We start from the raw sequence: 19,311 nt of genomic DNA, 5'->3' as shown, positions 1-19,311 counted from the left end.
GGCCGGCGAAGATCGCAGAGACACGCACATCCGCACACCCGGACGACGTATCCTGCACGGACGCATTGATGCGAGCCGGCCGGCACGGCACCATCCCGCCCGCTCCCGGATCATGAGCTCGTCGAATATCCCCAGACCGCAAGACCGTCCCAGGCATTGGGGCGGCGCCGTCATTCGACTGGAGTCGCACGTGGCCGGGCGTATCGAGGACTACGCACTCATCGGTGATATGCAGACCGCCGCACTGGTCTGCCGGGACGGCACGGTCGACTGGCTGTGCCTGCCCCGCTTCGACTCGCCCGCGGTCTTCGCCGGGCTGCTGGGCACCGAGCAGCACGGTTTCTGGCGGCTCGGCCCGGCCCACCGCGGCAGCGAGCAGCCGCCGGCCGCGACCCGGCGCCGCTACCGCGGCGACTCGCTCGTACTGGAGTCCGAATGGGACACCCCGCGCGGCACGGTCCGGGTCATCGACTTCATGCCGCCGCGCGACGGCGCCCCGCAGGTCATCAGGATCGTCGAGGGCGTCAGCGGGCGGGTGCCGATGTGCTCCGCCCTGCGGATGCGGTTCGCGTACGGCCAGGTGGTGCCGTGGGTGCACAAGGTCGGCGACCGCACGGTGGCGGTGGCCGGGCCCGACTCCGTGTGGCTGGACACCGAGGTCGACACGTACGGCAAGGACCTGACCACCTACTCCGACTTCACCGTCGCCCCCGGCGACCGGGTGGCCTTCACGATCAGCTGGGAGCCGTCGCACAAGCCGCAGCCCTCGCTGCCCGACCCGGAGGGCTCGCTCACCGCGACCGAGGACTTCTGGCGGGCATGGGTCGCCCAGTGCACGTACACCGGGCCCTACCGCGAGGCCGTGGTGCGCTCGCTGATCACCCTCAAGGCGCTGACGTACGGCCCGACCGGCGGCATCGTGGCGGCGCCGACGACCTCGCTGCCCGAGGACATCGGCGGGGTCCGCAACTGGGACTACCGCTTCACCTGGCTGCGCGACGCGGCGATCACCCTGTCCTCGCTGCTGCGCACCGGCTACCGCGAGGAGGCGCAGGCCTGGCGCGAGTGGCTGCTGCGGGCGGTCGCCGGCGACCCGGAGAACCTGCAGATCATGTACGGCATCGCCGGCGAGCGCGAGCTGGGCGAGAACGAGCTGCACTGGCTGCCCGGCTACGAGGGCTCCACCCCGGTCCGCATCGGCAACGGCGCCGCGCACCAGCTCCAGCTCGACGTCTACGGCGAGGTCACCGAGGCGCTGCACCTGGGCCACATGACCGGCCTGGCCCGCAACGACTACGCCAGCCTGCTGCAGCTCAAGCTGATCCGCTACCTGGAGAAGCACTGGAACGAGCCGGACGAGGGCATCTGGGAGGTACGCGGCCCCCGCCGGCACTTCGTGCACTCCAAGGTGATGGCCTGGGTCGCCGTCGACCGCACCGTCAAGCTCATCGAGTCCGGCGAGGTCGACGGGCCGCTGGAGCGGCTCAAGGACCTGCGCGACGAGATCCACTACGACGTGTGCGAGAAGGGCTACGACCGCGAGCGGAACACCTTCACGCAGTCCTACGGGTCGCGCGAGCTGGACGCCTCGCTGCTGCTCATCCCGCAGATGGGCTTCCTGCCCCCGGACGACAAGCGGGTCATCGGCACGATCGAGGCGATCCAGCGGGAGCTGTCCACCGAGGACGGCTTCGTGCTGCGCTACCCGACCTCCAGCGGCGACACCAGCGGCGACGACAACCTCGACGGCCTGCCCGGCGACGAGGGCGCCTTCCTGGCCTGCTCCTTCTGGCTCGCCGACGACCTGGCCATGATCGGCCGCGTCGAGGAGGCCCGCCGCCTCTTCGAGAAGCTGCTCGACCTGCGCAACGACCTCGGCCTCCTCGCCGAGGAGTGGGACCCGCGCCGCCAGCGCCAGGTCGGCAACTTCCCGCAGGCCTTCAGCCACGTCCCGCTGATCGACACGGCTCTGCGGCTCACCGCCGCGGGGGCCTTCCGCGCCTAGGGCCTGTCGTTTGGATCTCCGTGGAGGAAGGAGCGGTGCTTGGTGCGTGCAGCTGCAAGGCGGAGGAAGGAGGCGACGCGGAGCCGTCGTCGACTGACGACAACGCGGCAGATGTGCGTGCCGGGCGCCGCGACGCCGCGGAGATCCGAACGACAGGCCCTAGGGCCTGGGGCTCAGCGCTGGGTGAGCTCGTCGTAGACGCTCAGGACCTGGGCCACCGTGTCGTCCTCGGTGGGCCAGGTGGCGGCCTGGGCGCGGCCGGCGATGGAGAGGGCGGCGCGGCGGTCGGGGTCGGCGAGGAGCGTGGTGACCGCGGTGGCCAGGGCGGCGGGGTCACCGTACGGGACCAGGACGGCGGCGTCGCCGACGAGTTCGCGCATGCCGCCGACGTCGGTGGCCACGAGCGGGACGCCGGCGTGCAGCGCCTCCTGGGCGATCAGTGCGCGGGCCTCCCAGCGGCTGGGCAACAGCACGAGGTCGGCCGCGGCAAGCAGTTCGGGGACGTCGTCGCGGCTGCCGAGCAGCAGGACGGGGAGCCGGCCCGCCTCGATACGGCGTTCCAGCACGGCCCGCCTGCCGCCCTCGCCCGCGACGGCCACCAGCGGTGCGGGGTCCAGGGTCGACCACAGCTCGACGGCGTCGAGCAGCAGGTCGTAGCCCTGCCGCGGTTCCAGCCTGCCGACGGCGAGCAGCAGCGGGCGGTCGACGGCGCCGTGGTCGGCCCTGGTCTTCTGCCGGTAGCGCTCGCCCTCCTCGGGCGGCCGCGGCGGCCGGCCCGGCGGGCGCGGTACGGCGGCCGGCGCGAGGCGTACGTCCTTGCCGCCCAGGCTCCTCGCCCGGTCGACCAGCTCGGACGACACCCCGAGCACGATGGTGGCGGCGCGTACCGCCCGCCGTTCGAACCAGCGCAGCACCAGGCCGCGGCCGCCCGCCACGGGGGCGCCGCCGTGCCAGGTGACGACCAGCGGGACGTGGCGGCCGCCGAGCGCGACGGCGGCGAGGAAGCCCGCCCACAGGCCGTGCGCGTGCACCACGCCCGCGCCGGTGAAGGCGGCGCGCAGCGCGCCGACCACCGGGGCGTCGGCCGCGGTGGCGCGGCGGCGGCCCAGCTCGACGGGGACGTAGCGGGCGCCGGTCGTACCGAAGGCGTAGTCCGCCTCGGCGGCGACCGGGCCGCAGACGGTCACCTCGACGCCCCGCGCCACCAGCCCGCCGACCAGTGAGCTGACATGCGCTCCCGCCGTCGTGCCCAGCACGTGCACGGCGTGCAGCTGCCCTGCGAAGGGGTCGGAGGTGCTGCTCACGCGGGGTACTGCTCCTGACTCGGGCCTGTTCTGCGTCGGGTGCGCCTGTCCAGGATGCCAGGCCGCGCAAGGGGTGGGGCCGCCGCGGGCGCGGTCCGACCGGCTCACCCGCGTCCCGGATCACCCATACGGGTGTGCCACCCGGCCCCAGGAGTCAACGTGCCGTACTCCGGGGGCCGTCCACAACCGCTCCTCGGTGGAGATACGGTCGCCCGCCGCCGTCATGGCGACCAGCACCGCGGCGTGCAGGAACAGCCCGGTCCTGCCGCTGGCCACGGCGAGGGCGGCACCCAGCGCGGCGCCCAGCGCGTGGGCGCCCGCGTCGCCGAGCATCGTGCGCTCGGTCACGTCGTCGCGCAGCACCGCGGCCGCGGCGCCCACCGGCGCGGCGGCCAGCAGGGCGGCCGGGCCGCGGCGCAGCAGGCCGGGGGCGCCGACCGCGATCACCGCCTTGGCCGCGCGGCCGGGCCGCACGTCCAGGAGGTTCACCGCGTGGGCGGTGCCGGCGATGACCACGCCGGTCAGCACCTGGTCGGCCGGGTGGGCCTTGAGCAGGATGCCCGCGGTCAGCCCGGCGGCGCCGATGCCCAGCAGTTTCACCGCGCCGGAGGTGAGACGGTGCTCGCGCAGCGCCGTGAGGTGCGCCCCGAAGCCGCGTTCCGTGGCGGAGCCGTGCTGGTCGTCGTACGCCCCGCAGGCGCCGGCCACCAGTGCGGCGCCGACCGCGGCGACGCGCGTACGCACCGCCACGCCCTTGGCCGCGGCCACCGCGGTCGCCGCTCCCGCCGCCGCGGCGAGCCCGCCGTACAGCTCGACCCCGCGCCCGGCGTAGTTCGTCCGCCGCCACAACCGCGCCTCGACCGGCGGCCGCCGCCGCAGCAGCCCGTACGCGACGCGGGTCGCCCCAGCCGCGGCCAACCCCACCGACACCCGCCCACTCTCCACCAGTTCCCCCTGCCCACCCCTCACCACCCCCAACCGCCCAGCCACCCACCCACCGGCCGCCGGCCCGGGAACGACAGCAACAGCCCCTAGCGGGGCGACGACGTGCGACGGCCGGTAGCCCGGACACGGCACCAACAGCCCCCTGGGGACGGCGACGACGCGCAGCCGGTCCACGGCTGGCCGCGCAGTTCTCCCCCAGAGCTTCGCCTGGGGGTGCCCCCACGCGCCCCTTCGGGGGTGCCGCCTTGCACAGAGGGCAACCGCCAGGGGTGCGGGGGCTAGCGGGCGCCGCGGGCCGTGGCCAGGAGTTCTTCCGCGTGGGCGCGGGCCAGTTCGGAGTCTTCCTGGCCCGCGAGCATGCGGGACAGCTCGCGGATGCGGGCCTCGCCCTCCAGGACGGTGACGCCGCTGCGGGTGACGGAGCCGTCGCTCGTCTTCTCGACCAGGAGTTGGCGGTCGGCGAAGGCGGCCACCTGGGGGAGGTGGGTGACGACCACGACCTGGGCGGTGCGCGCGAGGCGCGCGAGACGGCGGCCGACCTCGACCGCGGCCTTGCCGCCGACCCCGGCGTCGACCTCGTCGAAGAGATACGTGGGCACGGGGTCGGACCCGGCGAAGACGACCTCGACGGCGAGCATCACCCGGGACAGCTCACCGCCGGAGGCACCCTTGGCGATGGGCCGGGCGGGACTGCCGGGGTGCGGGGCGAGCAGCAGCTCCACCTCGTCCGCGCCGGCCGGGCCGTAGGTGACGGGCCGGCCGTTGATCTCGATGCCGGTCTCGGCGTCCGCCTCGGGGACCTCGGTCTGCCGGATGGCCACGGTGACCCGGGCGTGCGGCATGGCCAGTTCGGCCAGCTCCGCGGTGACGGCGGTGGCGAAGCGCTCGGCGGCCTCGGTGCGCAGGTCGGTGAGGTGCTGGCCCAGGGCGCTCAGCTCGGCCCGCAGCGCGTCCCGCTCCGCGGTGAGTTCGGCGATGCGGTCGTCGTCGCCCTCCAGCTCGGCGAGCCGGGCGGAGCTCTGCCCGGCCCAGGCGAGGACCGCGTCGATGTCGGTGCCGTACTTGCGTACGAGATGGGCGAGTACGGCCCGGCGCTCCTCGACCGCGGCGAGCCGCAGCGGGTCGGCGTCCAGGTTGTCGGCGTAGCCGGCCAGCTCGCCGGCCACGTCGCCGAGCAGGATGCCGATCTCGCCGAGCCGGGCGGCGAGCGCGGCCAGGTCGGGGTCGTGTGCGGCGACCGAGTCGAGGGCGCGCTGGGCGCCGGCGACCAGGGTGCCGGCCTCGACGCCCTCGGGGTCCTCGGGATTCCCGGCCAGCGCGGCGTGCGCGAGTGTCGCGGCCGAGGCGAGTGCCTCGGCGTGCCCGAGCCGCTCGGCCTCGGCGGCCAGTTCGGCGTCCTCCCCGGGCTGCGGCTCGGCCGCGGAGACCTCCTCCACGCCGAAGCGCAGCAGGTCGGCCTCCTGGGCGCGTTCCCTGGCCCGGGTGGTCAGTTCGGTCAGCTCCGTGGCGATGTCGCGCAGCCTGCGGTAGGCGGCGCCGTATTTCTCCAGTGCGGCGACGACGCTGTGGCCGGCGTAGCGGTCCAGGGCCTCGCGCTGCCTGGCGGGCCGCAGCAGACCCTGCTGGTCGGTCTGGCCGTGCACGGCGACCAGGTCGTCGGCGAGCTCGCCGAGCAGCCCGACCGGGACCGTACGCCCGCCCAGGTGCGCCCGGGAGCGGCCCTCCGCGGACACCGTACGGCTGATCAGCAGCACACCGTCGTCCAGCTCGGCGCCCGCCTCCTGGGCGCGGATCGCGGCGCGGGTGTCCGCGGCCATCGCTATCCGGCCCTCGACGACCGCGGAGCCGGCGCCGATCCGCACCAGGGCGGGGTCGGCCCGGCCGCCGAGCAGCAGGCCGAGGCTGGTCACCACCATGGTCTTGCCCGCGCCGGTCTCACCGGTCACCGCTGTGAAGCCGGGTGACAGCTCCACCACGGCGTCCTCGATGACCCCCAGCGACCTGATCCGCATTTCCTCCAGCACGGATACGACCATACGAGGTTTCCCGCCCCCCGCGCGACGCCCGCCGCCCGGCAATGGCCTTTCCCTCAGCAGCGGGTCACGCGGGGGCGCCGCGCCAGCCCGCCACCGGGAGGGCGAACTTCGCCACCAGGCGGTCGGTGAAGGAGGCGTGGTGCAGCCGGGCCAGCCGGACGGGGACGGCGCCGCGCCGCACCTCGACCCGGGCCCCGGCGGCCAGTTCGACGGTGCGGCGGCCGTCGCACCACAGCACCCCGTTGGGCGTCTCGGGCTGCACCTCGACGGCGAGGACCGAGCGGGGCGAGGTCACCAGCGGCTTGGCGAACAGCGCGTGCGCGCTGATCGGGACCATCAGCAGCGCCTCGACCTCGGGCCAGACGACGGGGCCGCCGGCGGAGAAGGCGTAGGCGGTGGAGCCGGTCGGGGTCGCACAGACCACGCCGTCGCCGCCGAAGCGGGAGACCGGGCGGCCGTCGACCTCGGTGACGACTTCGAGCAGCCGCTCCCGCGACGCCTTCTCGACGGAGGCCTCGTTGAGGGCCCAGTCGGTGTGCACGATCCGGCCGTCGTTGCGTACGAGCACGTCGAGCGTCATCCGCTCCTCGACCTCGTACTCGCGGGTGACGACCCGGTCGACGACCTTGTCGAGGTCGTCGCGCTCGGCTTCTGCGAGGAAGCCGACCCGGCCGAGGTTGACGCCGAGCAGCGGGACACCGGAGGCGCGGGCGAATTCGGCGCCGCGCAACAGCGTCCCGTCGCCGCCCAGCACGATGATCAGCTCGCAGCCCTCGACGGCCTCGGGGCCGGCTGCCGCGACCTGCTCCACCTCCGGGGGCAGCGGCAGGTCGACCGCCTCGTCGGCCAGCAGCCGCACGCCGATCCCGCAGCGCAGCAGGCCTTGGACGACCCGCTCCGCGCTGCGGATCGCGGCGGCCCTGCCGGTGTGGGTCAGCAGGAAGACGGTACGGTCAAGTACGTCGCTCTTGATGGTCACCGGTTCGGCCCCTCCGCCACAGCACGGTCGACATCGGCCGGGTCCAGTGCGGGCGCACCGGCGCGCAGCCAGAGAAAATATTCCACGTTCCCCGAAGGACCGGGCAGCGGGCTCGCGGTCACCCCCAGCACCCCCAGGCCGAGCTCAGCCGCCTGACCGGCGACTTTCGTCACGCACTCGGCCCGCAGCTGGGCGCTGCGGACCACCCCTCCGCTACCGAGCCGCTCCCTGCCCACCTCGAACTGCGGCTTGACCATCAGCACCAGGTCCGCGTCCGGCGCGGCGCAGCGCACCAGGGCGGGCAGCACCAGGCCGAGCGGGATGAACGACAGGTCGCCGACGACCAGGCCGACGGGCTCGCCGTCGATGTGGTCGAGCGTCAGCTCCCGCACGTTCGTCCGGTCCTTGACCACGACCCGCGGGTCGCTCTGCAGCGACCACGCGAGCTGGCCGTAGCCGACGTCGACCGCCACCACCTCGGCGGCGCCCGCCCGCAGCAGCACATCGGTGAAGCCGCCGGTGGACGCGCCCGCGTCCAGCGCCCTGCGGCCGGCCACGGCCAGCCCGTGCGGCTGGAACGCGGCCAGCGCGCCGGCCAGTTTGTGGCCGCCGCGCGACACGTAGTCGGGCGTGTCCCCGCCCTCGGCCACCACCACGGCGGCCGAGGTCTCCACCTGCGTCGCGGGCTTGGTGGCGGTCGCGCCCCCCACGGTGACCCGGCCCGCGGCGATCAACTGGCTCGCGTGCTCGCGGGAGCGCGCGAGTTTCCGGCGCACCAGCTCGGCGTCGAGTCGGCGTCGTGCCACTGCCACGTACGGTTCAGCTCCTGTTCTCGTCCAGCGCGGCGAGCGCGTCGCGCAGCCCGCGGTGCACATCCTCGTACACCTCGATATGGGACTGCGTCGGCAGGTCGCCGGCGTCGGCGAGGCGGTCTATCGCCGCGTCGATGTCAGCATTCCCCGTCGGGGCGACCGTCACCCCCAGCGGCTCCGGGCGCGCGGGCGCGTCCGGGGACTGCGCGGGCGCGGAAACCCCACCGTACGCGCCCGGCTCCGCGGTGGTCTCACTCATTTCCGGTCACGTCCGGGGACGCGGTCTTCTTCGCGGCGGCCGGTTCTTTGGCGGGCGCGGTCTTCTTCGCGACGGCCGCCACCTCCGCGGGAGTGGCCTTCTTCGCGGGAGCCGCCTCCTTGGCGGGAGTGGCCTTCTTCGCGGGAGCCGCTTCCTTGGCGGGAGTGGCCTTCTTCGCCGCGGCCGACTTCTTGGCGGGCGCGGTCTTCTTCGCGACGGCCGCCACCTCCGCGGGGGTGGCCTTCTTGGCCGCGGTCGACTTCTTGGCGGGGGCCGGCTTCTTCTCCGCGGTCGACTTCTTCGCGGCGCCGGTCGCGGCACTGGTGCCGGTCGCGGGGGTCGCCCGCTTCGCGGCGCCGGCGGCGCCGGTCGTGCCCGCCGGGGCCGACTTGGCGGCGCTCGGGGCCGCCGGGGCCGTCTTGGCGGCGGTAGGCGCGGCCGGCGCCGACTTGGCGGCGGCATTCCTCGCCGTGCCGGCCGCGCCGGCCGTGGTGGTCCTGGTGGGGTTCGCGGTCGACTTCCGCGGCGTGGTGGCCTTCTTGGCCGCCGTCTTCGTCGCCGTGGACTTGGCCGGGGTCTTCTTTGCCGCGGTCTTCTTTACAGCCGACTTCTTGGCCGCGGTCTTCTTCGTCGCCGTCGTCTGGTGGGCGGCGGCCGACTTGGTGGTCGTGGCCTTCTTCGCCGCCGCGGTCTTGCGGGCAGCGGGCTCCGCCTTCTTCGCGGCCGGCGGCGCCGTCTTCTTCGCGGGCGCGGCCTTCTTTGCGGCGGCCTTGCCCGGTGCGGGGACCGGTTCGTCATCGACCCGCACGTGCTGCACCGGCGGCACCGGCTCGGACGGTGCCCGCTTGGGCGCCGGGGTGTCCGCGTCCTGCTCCTTGTCGGTCGACTCCAGGTTGCGGATCCGGCGTTCGAGCGTCTCCAGGACGACGCCGACCTTCGTCACCTCGTCGGCGAGCCGGCCGACCCGGTTCATCGCCTTGTCGACCTCCTCGCGGATCAGCCCGAGCAGCAGATCGCGGTTGGCCCGTCCGGTGGCCATCAGTTCGTCGGCGAGGGTCTGCACCTCCGCCGGGATGGCAGAACCGATCTTCCGCTGGACGGACTCGACGTCGATACCGGTCTGATCCAGCATCTCTTTGGCCGTGTCGACCGTCCGGCGGCGGGTGGCCTCGGTCAGGCCGCCCGCGATCTGCAGACAGGTACGCAGTGCGTCCCGCATCGCTCTCACTCCTCGCCTCGCCGTTGACACATCGTTCAGCCGGCGGCCCTTGTGCGGACCACCGTGGTCATGACGCTACCGCCTTCCGCCGCCGCGGCCCGTCGACACTGCGCTGCGGTACCGTCGTCCGGAGGTACCGTCCGACCGGGAGACACCTCGCCGATGGCCACCCTTGAGGAGTGCCGCGCCGCACTCGACCAACTGGCGCGGAATATGGCGGGGGCGGAGGGCGACATGCGTGCCGCCACCGCCCTGGACCGCTCGTTGAGCTGCCGTATCACCGATCTGGACGTCACTTTCGCGGGGCGGCTGGCCGGCGGCACCCTCACCGCTGTGGTCGCCGTGCCCGGCACCCCGGACGACAAGGCGCAGATCCGGCTGGCGATGTCGGGAGACGACCTGGTGGCGATGGTCGGCGGCGAGTTGGGTTTCGCCAAGGCGTGGGGCAGCGGGCGTGTCAGGGTGCACGCGTCGCTGCGGGACGTGTTGCGGCTGCGCTCGCTGCTGTGACGCCGGCCGCCGCCGTACGGGGCCGGCGGGCGGCGGGCACGACCAGCGGGGTCCCGCTCTCCGGATCCTCGATGACCCGGCAGCGCACGCCGAAGACCCGCTCGACCAGTTCGGCGGTGATGATTTCGGCAGGCGGCCCCTCCGCCTCGACACGCCCGTCGCGCATGGCGATCAGGTGGGTGGCGTAACGCGCGGCCTGGTTGAGGTCGTGCAGGACGGCGACGAGCGTGCGGCCGCCCTCCTCGTGCAGCCCGGCGCACAGGTCGAGGACGTCGATCTGGTGCTGGATGTCCAGATACGTGGTCGGTTCGTCGAGCAGCAGCAGCGGTGTCCGCTGGGCCAGGGCCATCGCGATCCACACCCGCTGCCGTTGCCCGCCGGACAGTTCGTCCACCTGGCGGTCGGCGAGTTCGGCCACGCCGGTGGCGGCCATCGACTCCGCGACGACCTGCTCGTCCTCCACCGACCACTGCCGCAGCAGGCCCTGGTGCGGGTAGCGGCCGCGGGCCACCAACGCGGCCACCGTGATGCCGTCGGGTGCCACCGAGGTCTGCGGGAGCAGCCCGAGCGTCCTGGCCACCGCCTTGGCCGGCAGGCTCCCGATCGTCCGCCCGTCGAGCAGCACCCGGCCCTGCGCGGGCTTGAGCAGCCGGGCGAGCGCGCGCAGCAATGTCGACTTGCCGCACGCGTTGGGTCCGACGACGACGGTGAAGGAGTGGTCCGGTATGTCGACACTCAGCTTTTCCGTGATGACCCGCCGGTCGTATCCGAGGGTGACCGCGTCGGCTCGCAGCCGCGGCCGCCCGGTCGACGTGTCGTCATTTCGGGTGGTCATGCGCATACCTCCGGAAGGGTCGTTCAGTACAACAGAAGTCGCCGAGTCGACCAGCCGACAAACCGCCGCATCCCTCGCCGGGCGAGCACACACCGGGCGAACCCGCAGCCCTCGCCGGGCCCAGCCCGGCGAAGCCACCGCCCGGCACGGGCAAGCGCACGCGGGCTCGTCTCATATCCGGCCCGAGCGGCGCTCGGTGGTCAGGAGCCAGAGGAGGTAGGCGCCGCCCAGGAGACCCGTGGCCACTCCGACCGGGACCTGGGCGGGGCCGAAGGCGTGCTGGGCGGTCAGATCGGCGAGGACCAGGAGGGTGGCGCCCATCAGTGCTGACGGCAGCAGGCTGACGCCGGGGGAACGGGTCAGGCGGCGGGCGAGTTGGGGGGCGGTGAGGGCGATGAAGGCGATGGGGCCGGCGGCGGCTGTCGCGGCGGCGGTGAGCAGGACGGCGGCCAGCACGGTGGTCAGCCGGACGCGTTCGACGCGTACGCCGAGCGCGGCGGCCGCATCGTCACCCATTTCGGTGAGCCGCAACGCCGGGCCCTGGCCGAGCAGTACGGGCATCAGGACCGCGCAGGCGGCGAGCAGCGGCCACACCTCGTCCCAGTCGCGGCCGTCGAGAGAGCCGGTGATCCAGACGACGGCCCGGGCGGCGTCGACGAAGTTCGCCTTCACCAGCAGGTAGCTGTTGGCCGCGGCGAGCACGGCGGAGGCGCCGATGCCGACCAGGACGAGCCGGTAGCCCTGGACCCCGCGCCGCCACGCCAGCGCGTAGACGGCGAGCCCGGTGAGCAGCCCGCCGGCCACCGCGCCCGCGGCGACCTCGTACGACGAGCCGTGCAGCAGCACGATGACGGTCAGCGCGCCGGCCGCCGAGCCCTGGCCGAAGCCGATGACGTCGGGGCTGCCCAGCGGGTTTCGCGCGACGGACTGGAAGGCGGCGCCCGCCATGCCGAGGGCGGCGCCGACCAGCAGCGCGACCACGACCCGCGGCAGCCGCAACTGGCGGACGACGAAGTCCTGGCCCGGGGTGCCGTGTCCGGTGAGCGTCCGCAGCACGTCGGCCGGGGCGATGGCGTAGTCGCCGGTGCCGACCAGGACGACGGCGGCGGTGAGCGCGAGGGCGAGCAGCCCGGCCGCCGCGGCGGCGGCCCGCCGGTCCAGGCGCAGCGACAGGCCGCCGCGTGCGGTCCGCAGGACGGCGGTGCCCGCCGTACGGGCCCGGCTCACAGCTGCGCCGTCCTTCCGCGGCGCACCAGCGCGATGAAGGCCGGGCCGCCGATGACCGCGGTGACGATGCCGACCTGCAGTTCGGCCGGCCGGGTGAGCAGCCGGCCGAGCACGTCGGAGCCGAGCAGCAGCACGGGCGAGAGGACGGCCGCGTAGGGCAGGATCCAGCGCATGTCGGGCCCGGTGACGCCGCGGACGACGTGCGGGACCATCAGGCCGATGAAGACGATCGGCCCGCAGGCGGCGGTGGCGGCCCCGCACAGCAGGGTGATGGCGGCCATCACCAGGATCCGGGTGGAGGTCAGCCGGGCGCCGAGGCCGCGGGCGGTGTCGTCGCCGAGCGCGATGGCGTTGAGCGGGCGGGCCGTTGCCAGTGCCAGCAGGGCGCCGACGAGGAGGAAGGGCGCGATCCTGCGGACGGTGGCCAGGTCGGCGGAGGCCAGCGAGCCGACCTGCCAGAAGCGCATCCGGTCCAGGGCCACGCTGTCGGTGAGCTGCACGGCGCTCGACCAGCCCTGGAGCAGGGCGGTGACAGCGGTGCCGGCCAGCGCGAGGCGTACCGGCGTGGCGGATCTGCTGCCGCCGACCGCGTAGACCAGTACGGAGACGGCGGCGGCGCCGGCCAGCGCCAACCACACGTAGGCGCCGGGGGAGGTGACGCCGAGGAAGCTGATGCCGGTGACGACGGCCGCGGCGGCACCCGCGTTGACGCCGAGCAGGCCGGGGTCGGCGAGCGGGTTGCGGGTGAGGGCCTGCATGGCGGCCCCGGCGACGCCGAGGGCGGCGCCGACCATCAGGCCGAGCAGGGTGCGGGGCAGCCGCAGTTTGCGTATCACGACGTCGTCGTCGGTGCCCGCGTAGTGGAACAGGCCGTGCCAGACCTGGTCGAGCGGGATGTCCTTGGCGCCGACCGCGATGCTCGCCACGGCGACGGCGAGCAGCAGTCCCGTGGCGGCCAGCAGCCCGGCGCCTCTGGCGGCGTTCCTACGGGCCGGGGAGCCGTGCGCGGGCGGGGCGGCCGCGAGGGCGGCGGGGGGAGGCGGGGAGCCGTGATCAACCAACACGACGGTTAGGTTAGCCTAACCTCACCAACTCCTCCCCGAGTAGAGCGGTACTCCCCCATGAGCCCTTCCCGTTTCCCCGCCATGTCCGGAATGTCCCGCCGCGGGGTGCTCGCCGCCGGCGGCGCCCTCGGCGCCGGCGCCCTGCTGGCCGCCTGCGGCGACCCGGACTCCCCCGCGGCCACGCCCGACGGCGCCCCGGGCGGCGCGAAGCCCGCCGCGGGCCCCTTCTCCTTCACCGACGACCGCAAGCGAACGGTCACGCTCGACCACCCGCCCGCACACCTGGTCGCCTACGTCGGCTCCGCCGCGGCCCTGTACGACTACGGCATCCGGTGCGCCGGCGTCTTCGGCCCCACCCGGCTCAAGGACGGCTCCCCGGACGCGCAGGCGGGCGACCTCGACGTCGCCGAGGTCACCGTGCTCGGCAACGTCTGGGGCGAGTTCGCCGTCGAGAAATACGCCGCCCTGTCCCCCGGCCTGCTCATCAGCCACATGTACGACGCCAAGTCCCTGTGGTACGTGCCCGAGCAGAGCGCAGCGAAGATCCTCGGCATCGCCCCCAGCGCCGGCATCAACGTCACGGGCGTCCCGCTCACCACCCCGCTGCGGCGCTACGCCGAACTCGCCGCCGCCCTCGGCGCCGATCTCGCCTCCGCGGCCAACGCCGCAGCCAAGACCCGCTTCGAGACCGCCTCGGCCGGCCTGCGGGCCGCGGCCAAGTCCGCCGGCGGGCTCACGGTGATGGCCGCCTCCGCCAGCACCGAGTCCTTCTACGTCTCCACACCGTCGTCGGCCTCCGACCTGACGTACTACCAGAGCCTCGGGGTGGATTTCATCGTCCCCGACAAGGTCGAGGGCGGCTTCTTCGAGACCCTCAGCTGGGAGGCCGCCGACAAGTACAAGGCCGACGTCATCATGCTCGACAACCGCTCCGCCACCCTGCAGCCCGAGGACCTCACCGGGCGGCCCACCTGGCGGCAACTGCCCGCCGTCAAGGCCGGGCAGGTGCACGGCTGGCCCAGCGAGCCGATCTTCTCCTACGCCAAGTGCGCCGACCAGATCGAAGCGCTCACCAAGGCCGTCACCGGCGCGAAGAAGGTGAGCTGACGCCGTGACCGCACCCGCCTACGACTTCTTCCGCGCCCGGGTGCTGCGCACCCACCGGCTCTCCCCCGGCCTGCTGCGGGTCGTACTCGGCGGCCCCGGCCTCGACGCGGTCGCCACCGGCGGCCGGGACCAGCGGCTCAAGCTCTTCCTGCCGCAGGACGGGCAGCACGAACCGGTACTGCCCGACGTCCTCGACACCGACTGGTACCCGCGCTGGCGCGCGCTGGACCCCGACGTGCGCGGCGTCATGCGTACGTACACGGTCCGCGACGTGCGGCGCTCCCCCGCCGAGGTCGACATCGACTTCGCCCTGCACGGCGACCTCGGGCCCGCCTCCCGGTGGGTCGGCCGGGCCGCGCCCGGGGACCGGCTCACCGTCCTCGCGCCCGTCGTGCCCGACAACGGCGGCGTCGACTTCCGGCCGCCGCCCGGCACGGACTGGGTGCTGCTGTGCGCCGACGAGACGGCGGTGCCGGCCGTCGCCGGAATCCTGGAGTGGCTGCCGGCCGGCACGGTGGTCAAGGCGTGGATCTCCGTCGGCGATCCGGCGGACCGCATCGAGCTGCCCACGAAGTGCGCGGCCGAGATCAGCTGGCTGACCCGGCCCTCCTCGCTCCCCGCGGCCGTCGCCGCGGCCGCCCTCCCCACGGGCACGCCGTACGCCTGGGTCGCCGGCGAGGCCGCCACCGTCCGCGACCTGCGCCGCCACCTCGTCGGCGCCCGCGCCTTCCCCCGCTCCGCCGTCACCTTCACCGGCTACTGGCGCCGAGGCACCTCCGAGGACGCCCTCCTCCCGGCGGCCTGACCCCCCTCCGGCTGCCCGGTCAGGTCGCGGGAACGGTCAGAAGCCCAGCTGGGCCAGGGACTTGGAGGGGTCAGGATCGGTGGAAGGCGCGGACCAGGCAGCGGCGCAGAGGGCGCGCAGGCCGTCGAGGGGGTCGCCGGAACCGGTGAGGTCGAGGGACGCGGTGGCGCTCCAGCCGCCGCAGTGGGCCTGCGAGCCGTCCCAGGTGACGGGCGGGTGGGGGCCGAGGAGGCCGCGGAGGTCGGCCGCGACATACGTCGGCCGGTGCTCCGGCGTGGCCGCGACGAGGGCGGCCGGGGTGGTGACCCCGGTGAGGACCAGCAGCGAGTCCACGCCGGAGGCGTTGGCCCCCTCGATGTCCGTGTCGAGCCGGTCCCCCACGACGAGGGGGCGCTCGGCCCCGGTCCTGATCACCGTCTCGCGGTGCATCGGCGGCTGCGGCTTGCCCGCCACCCGCGGCGTACCGCCGGTCGCGATCCGCACCACCTCGACGGCCGCGCCGTTCCCGGGCGCGATACCGCGGGCCGTCGGGATGGTCAGGTCGGTGTTGGAGGCGAACCACGGCACCCCGGCGTTCACCGCGTGGGCCATCTCCGCGAGCTGCGACCAGCGCAGGTCGGGCCCGTAGCCCTGCACGGCCGCCGCGGGCGCGTCGGCGGCGGACTCGACGGGCTGGAGCCCGCGCTCCCGCAGCGCCGCGAGGAGGCCCTCGCCGCCGACGGCGAGGACCTTGGACCCGGCGGGCACATGGTCGGCGATGAGCCGGGCCACGGCCTGCGCCGAGGTGATGACGTCCTCGGCGCCGGCCGGCACGCCGAGTTCGCTGAGATGCTCCGCGACGGCCTGCGGCGTGCGGGCGGCGTTGTTGGTGACGTAGGCGAGCCGCATCCCCGCGGAGCGCGCCGCGGACAGCGAGTCGACGGCGTGCGCGATGGCGTCGCCGCCCGCGTAGACCACCCCGTCGAGGTCGAGCAGCGCCGTGTCGTACGCGGTGTCCAGCGGCTGGTCGCTGCCGCTCGGACTGGTCCGGTGGGTCATGGGCGGGCTCGCTCCTCCTGAGTCGACGTCTCCTCGATCATCCCCCATCGGCACGGCCGGACGTACCATGCGCTGATGAGCATCCCCGGTCCCCACCCCGGACCCGACGGCGAGCACGGCCTGCGGCTCACCCCCTTCCGCGGCCTCCGCTACGCCGCAGCGCGCGTCGGCAGCCTCGCGGCGGTCACCTCACCGCCCTACGACGTGGTCGTACGACCTGACGGACAGCGCCACCTGGAGACGGCCGACCCGTACAACGTCGTCCGCCTCATCCTCCCCGACGCCGACACGCCGGACGCCCGGCACGCCAAGGCCGCCCGCACCCTCGCCGAATGGCGGGAAAAGGGCGTGCTCGCCGCCGACCGCGACCCGGCGCTGTACGTCTACGAGCAGCGCGACGGCGACCACCTGCAACGCGGCGTCATCGGCGCCCTGCGGCTCACCCCGCCCGAGGACGGTGTCGTCCTGCCGCACGAGGACGTGATGCCGGGCCCGGTCGCGGACCGCGCCGCCCTGATGCGCTCCACCGGCGCCAACCTCGAACCGCTGCTGCTCGCCTACCGCGACGGCGACGCGACCGCCACCCTCGTCGAGCACACCGCGGACACCCGCGAGCCCCTGCTCGACACCACGACCGAGGACGGCGTCCACCACCGCCTGTGGTCGCTGACCGACCCGGCCGAGATCGCCGCGATCGGCGCCGACCTGGCCGGCCGCCAGGCCCTGATCGCCGACGGCCACCACCGCTGGGCCACCTACCTCAGGCTGCGGGCAGAACATCCGCCCGGCACCCCGTGGGACCACGGCCTCGTCCTGCTCGTCGACACCGCACGCCACCCGCTGCGGGTCCGCGCGATCCACCGCGTCCTGCAACGCCTGCCGCTCGACCGCGCCCTCGACACCGCCGGCCGGTACTTCCGGGTACGCGAACTGCCCGGCCACACCCTCGACAAGGCCCTCGCCGTCCTGGCCGACGCGGCGCAGGCCGGCAACGCTTTCGTCCTCGCGGGCGACGGCGGCTTCCACCTCCTGGACCGCCCCGATCCCGGCGCGCTCGACCGCTGGGTGCCCGCCGACCGCCCGCCGCAGTGGCGGCGCCTGGACGCCACCGTCCTGCACACGCTGCTGCTCGACCACGTCTGGCAGATCCCCGACTCCCCCGACCTCCCCGACGAGATCCGCTACATCCACACCGCGGACGCCGCCGTCGAACAGGCCCGACGGCACGCGGGCACGGCGGTGCTGATGCACCCGGTACGCGAGCACGTCGTGCTCGAACTCGCCCAGCAGGGCGTGACGATGCCGCGCAAGTCCACGTCCTTCGGGCCGAAGCCGGCCGGCGGGCTGGTCATACGGAGCCTGGATCTGGGCTGACACGCAAAAGGAGGGAGGCACCCGCGGTGTGCGGGTGCCTCCCTCCTTCGGTTCTACGGACCTCTACGTGGCCAGTACGCGGCCAGGTCACCATGCGGCCGCGTGACTAGTCCTGGTCGCCCGACGCGGGCTCGCGGAAGGGCGAGGCCAGGAACGACGTCGGGTCCGGCTCGTCCGTCAGGTCGGCGTCCTTGTCGACGTCGGCGGTGCCGGCCTTGGCCTCGTCGGCCGCGTCGGCTTCTTCTGCCTCGTCGGCCGCGTCCTGCTCGTCGGCGTCGCCCTCGTCGTCCTCGTCGATGTCGTCGACGACGTCCGGCTCGTCCGCGGCGTCCGCGGCCTCTTCGGCCTCGTCGGCCGTGTCCTCGTCGGCGTAGTCCACGTCATCAGCGTCGTCGGCGTCATCCACGTCGTCGAACGCGTCCACGAATTCCACACCGTCGAGCTGCGCGAGGCGGTCCGACGCGTCGGTGGTGCCGTTCTGGTCGGCCTCCAGCGCCTTCGCGAACCACTCGCGCGCCTCGGGCTCCCGGTCCACGGCCAGCAGCGCGTCGGCGTACGCGTACCGCAGCCGCGCGGTCCACGGGTGCACGGCGCTGGACGCCAGCTCGGAGCTCTGCAGCGTCACCACCGCGGCCTCGGCCTGGCCCATGTCCTGCCGGGCGCCCGCGGCCACCAGGCGCATCTCGACCTGGCCCGCCTTGTCGAGCTTGTGCACCTCGGGCGCACCCGCCATCTCCAGCGCGCGCTCGGGACGGCCGAGGCCGCGCTCGCAGTCCGCCATGACCGGCCACAGGTCGACCGTGCCGGTCATCCGCCGGGTCGCCCGGAATTCGGCCAGCGCCTCCGCGTAGCGCTCGCTCGCGTACGAGGCGAAGCCCGCCGCTTCCCGTACGGCCGCGACACGCGAGGCCAGCCGCAGCGCGATGCGCGAGTACGCGTACGCCTGCTCGGGCTCCTCGTCCAGCAGCCGCGCCACCATGACCAGGTTGCGCGCCACGTCGTCGGCGAGCGTCTTGGGCAGGCTCATCAGCTCCTGGCGCACGCTCGGGTCGATCTCGTGCCCGGTGACCTCGTCGGGGATGGGCAGCCGGCGGATCGGCTCCCGCTCCTCGCGCCGGTCGTCCCTGCCGCCACCGCGGTTCTCGAACCGGCCGCGCCCTTCGACAGCGGGCCGCCGGCCGTGGCCGCGCTCGTCGCGGGGCCGGTCGTCGTCGCGACGCGGGCCGCGCGGACGGTCGTCGCGGGGCCGGTCGTAGCTCGGACGGTCGTCACGGGGGCGGTCGTAGCGGGGCCTGTCGTCCCGCGGACGGTCGTCACGGCGGAAGCCGCCGCGGTCGTCCTCGCGACGCGGCCCACGGGGACGGTCGTCACGGGGGCGGTCGTCACGCGGCCGGTCATAGCGCGGACGGTCGTCACGGGACGGACGGTCATCGCGGGGCCGGTCGTAACGCGGACGGTCATCGCGGGGGCCGTCGAAGCGGGGACGGTCCTCCCGGGGCCGGTCATGACTCGGGCGATCGTCCCGCGGGCGGTCGTAGCGGGGCCTGTCGTCACGGGGACGGTCGTCACGGGGACGGTCGTAGCGCGGCCGGTCGTCGCGGGGGCCGTTGATGCGCGGGCGATCCCCACCGGGACGGTCATCGCGGGGGCCGTTGAAGCGCGGGCGGTCGCCACCGGGACGGTCGTCACGACGGAATCCACCGCCGCCACCACCGGGACGGTCACCCTCGCGACGCGGACCACGGGGACGGTCATCGCGCGGGCCGTCGTAACGCGGACGGTCACCACCGGG

At 74.5% G+C, this 19,311-nt stretch carries 17 protein-coding genes and 1 pseudogene; 6 read left to right on the top strand and 12 right to left on the bottom strand.

The genetic code is table 11. The annotated features are described in order from the left end of the window. The first annotated feature begins 190 nt into the window (after positions 1 to 190). Positions 191 to 2,005 (top strand): glycoside hydrolase family 15 protein, encoded by a 1,815-nt coding sequence (locus BUE44_RS25900; protein WP_073501409.1) that lies wholly within the window; start codon positions 191 to 193, stop codon positions 2,003 to 2,005. A gap of 173 nt (positions 2,006 to 2,178) precedes the next feature. Here the strand turns inward: BUE44_RS25900 and BUE44_RS25895 are convergent, their stop codons facing one another. The 7 genes from BUE44_RS25895 to BUE44_RS38005 all read right to left on the bottom strand — a co-directional run bounded on the left by BUE44_RS25895 (position 2,179) and on the right by BUE44_RS38005 (position 9,559). Beyond that, positions 2,179 to 3,309 (bottom strand): glycosyltransferase family 4 protein, encoded by a 1,131-nt coding sequence (locus BUE44_RS25895; protein ID WP_073501408.1) that lies wholly within the window; start codon positions 3,307 to 3,309, stop codon positions 2,179 to 2,181. A 120-nt stretch (positions 3,310 to 3,429) separates the two neighbouring features. Beyond that, a complete protein-coding gene (locus tag BUE44_RS25890; RefSeq protein ID WP_407640060.1) occupies positions 3,430 to 4,239 on the bottom strand; it encodes a hypothetical protein in 810 nt (269 codons plus the stop codon). A gap of 293 nt (positions 4,240 to 4,532) precedes the next feature. Continuing rightward, positions 4,533 to 6,290 (bottom strand): DNA repair protein RecN, encoded by a 1,758-nt coding sequence (gene recN / locus BUE44_RS25885; RefSeq protein WP_073501407.1) that lies wholly within the window; start codon positions 6,288 to 6,290, stop codon positions 4,533 to 4,535. 64 nt (positions 6,291 to 6,354) lie between these two features. After that, entirely contained in the window at positions 6,355 to 7,269 is a 915-nt protein-coding gene (locus tag BUE44_RS25880) for an NAD kinase (protein ID WP_073501406.1), read from the bottom strand. Further along, positions 7,266 to 8,075: a TlyA family RNA methyltransferase gene (locus BUE44_RS25875; protein ID WP_073501405.1), complete on the bottom strand. Its 810-nt coding sequence runs from the start codon at positions 8,073 to 8,075 to the stop codon at positions 7,266 to 7,268. Before BUE44_RS25875 ends, BUE44_RS25880 begins: the two co-directional genes overlap by 4 nt. Before the next feature lie 13 nt (positions 8,076 to 8,088). Continuing rightward, a complete protein-coding gene (locus BUE44_RS25870; protein ID WP_073501404.1) occupies positions 8,089 to 8,340 on the bottom strand; it encodes a hypothetical protein in 252 nt (83 codons plus the stop codon). Further along, positions 8,333 to 9,559, bottom strand: coding sequence for a hypothetical protein (locus tag BUE44_RS38005; protein WP_073501403.1), 1,227 nt, complete (start codon positions 9,557 to 9,559; stop codon positions 8,333 to 8,335). The genes BUE44_RS25870 and BUE44_RS38005 overlap by 8 nt, the downstream gene beginning before the upstream one ends. Positions 9,560 to 9,721: 162 nt before the next feature. On the opposite strand from BUE44_RS38005, the gene BUE44_RS25860 reads away from it, so the two are divergent. Beyond that, on the top strand, positions 9,722 to 10,069 hold the full coding sequence (locus BUE44_RS25860) for a sterol-binding protein (RefSeq protein ID WP_073501402.1): 348 nt from the start codon (positions 9,722 to 9,724) through the stop codon (positions 10,067 to 10,069). Here BUE44_RS25860 and BUE44_RS25855 read toward each other — a convergent pair. The 3 genes from BUE44_RS25855 to BUE44_RS25845 all read right to left on the bottom strand — a co-directional run bounded on the left by BUE44_RS25855 (position 10,017) and on the right by BUE44_RS25845 (position 13,195). After that, a complete protein-coding gene (locus tag BUE44_RS25855) occupies positions 10,017 to 10,904 on the bottom strand; it encodes an ABC transporter ATP-binding protein (RefSeq protein ID WP_079190091.1) in 888 nt (295 codons plus the stop codon). The two genes, BUE44_RS25860 and BUE44_RS25855, sit on opposite strands and share 53 nt — an antisense overlap. Positions 10,905 to 11,075: 171 nt before the next feature. Then, the gene (locus BUE44_RS25850; protein ID WP_073501400.1) at positions 11,076 to 12,131 is read right to left on the bottom strand and encodes a FecCD family ABC transporter permease; all 1,056 of its coding nucleotides are present in this window, start codon (positions 12,129 to 12,131) and stop codon (positions 11,076 to 11,078) included. Next, complete coding sequence (locus tag BUE44_RS25845; protein ID WP_079190090.1) at positions 12,128 to 13,195, bottom strand: FecCD family ABC transporter permease; 1,068 nt, start codon at positions 13,193 to 13,195, stop codon at positions 12,128 to 12,130. Before BUE44_RS25845 ends, BUE44_RS25850 begins: the two co-directional genes overlap by 4 nt. A 57-nt stretch (positions 13,196 to 13,252) precedes the next feature. Between BUE44_RS25845 and BUE44_RS25840 the strand changes: the two genes are divergently transcribed. Both BUE44_RS25840 and BUE44_RS25835 read left to right on the top strand, forming a co-directional pair. Continuing rightward, positions 13,253 to 14,302: an ABC transporter substrate-binding protein gene (locus tag BUE44_RS25840; protein ID WP_073501399.1), complete on the top strand. Its 1,050-nt coding sequence runs from the start codon at positions 13,253 to 13,255 to the stop codon at positions 14,300 to 14,302. Positions 14,303 to 14,306: 4 nt separating this feature from the next. Next, positions 14,307 to 15,107 (top strand): siderophore-interacting protein, encoded by an 801-nt coding sequence (locus BUE44_RS25835; RefSeq protein WP_073501398.1) that lies wholly within the window; start codon positions 14,307 to 14,309, stop codon positions 15,105 to 15,107. A gap of 36 nt (positions 15,108 to 15,143) precedes the next feature. Here the strand turns inward: BUE44_RS25835 and BUE44_RS25830 are convergent, their stop codons facing one another. Further along, positions 15,144 to 16,145 (bottom strand): HAD-IIA family hydrolase, encoded by a 1,002-nt coding sequence (locus tag BUE44_RS25830; protein WP_073501397.1) that lies wholly within the window; start codon positions 16,143 to 16,145, stop codon positions 15,144 to 15,146. A gap of 75 nt (positions 16,146 to 16,220) precedes the next feature. On the opposite strand from BUE44_RS25830, the gene BUE44_RS25825 reads away from it, so the two are divergent. Then, positions 16,221 to 17,519 (top strand): DUF1015 domain-containing protein, encoded by a 1,299-nt coding sequence (locus BUE44_RS25825; RefSeq protein WP_073501396.1) that lies wholly within the window; start codon positions 16,221 to 16,223, stop codon positions 17,517 to 17,519. Positions 17,520 to 17,625: 106 nt separating this feature from the next. On the opposite strand, the gene BUE44_RS25820 is transcribed toward BUE44_RS25825, so the two are convergent. Beyond that, the gene (locus BUE44_RS25820; protein ID WP_407640059.1) at positions 17,626 to 18,546 is read right to left on the bottom strand and encodes a tetratricopeptide repeat protein; all 921 of its coding nucleotides are present in this window, start codon (positions 18,544 to 18,546) and stop codon (positions 17,626 to 17,628) included. 30 nt (positions 18,547 to 18,576) lie between these two features. On the opposite strand from BUE44_RS25820, the pseudogene BUE44_RS37615 reads away from it, so the two are divergent. Next, positions 18,577 to 19,311, top strand: a pseudogene (locus BUE44_RS37615) (hypothetical protein); the annotation flags it as partial.

This window comes from Actinacidiphila paucisporea, from assembly GCF_900142575.1.
In the GTDB taxonomy this organism is placed as follows: Bacteria; Actinomycetota; Actinomycetes; order Streptomycetales; family Streptomycetaceae; genus Actinacidiphila; species Actinacidiphila paucisporea.
The sequence above is the reverse complement of the archived record's forward strand: the minus strand, read 5'-3'. Positions and strand labels throughout refer to the sequence as shown.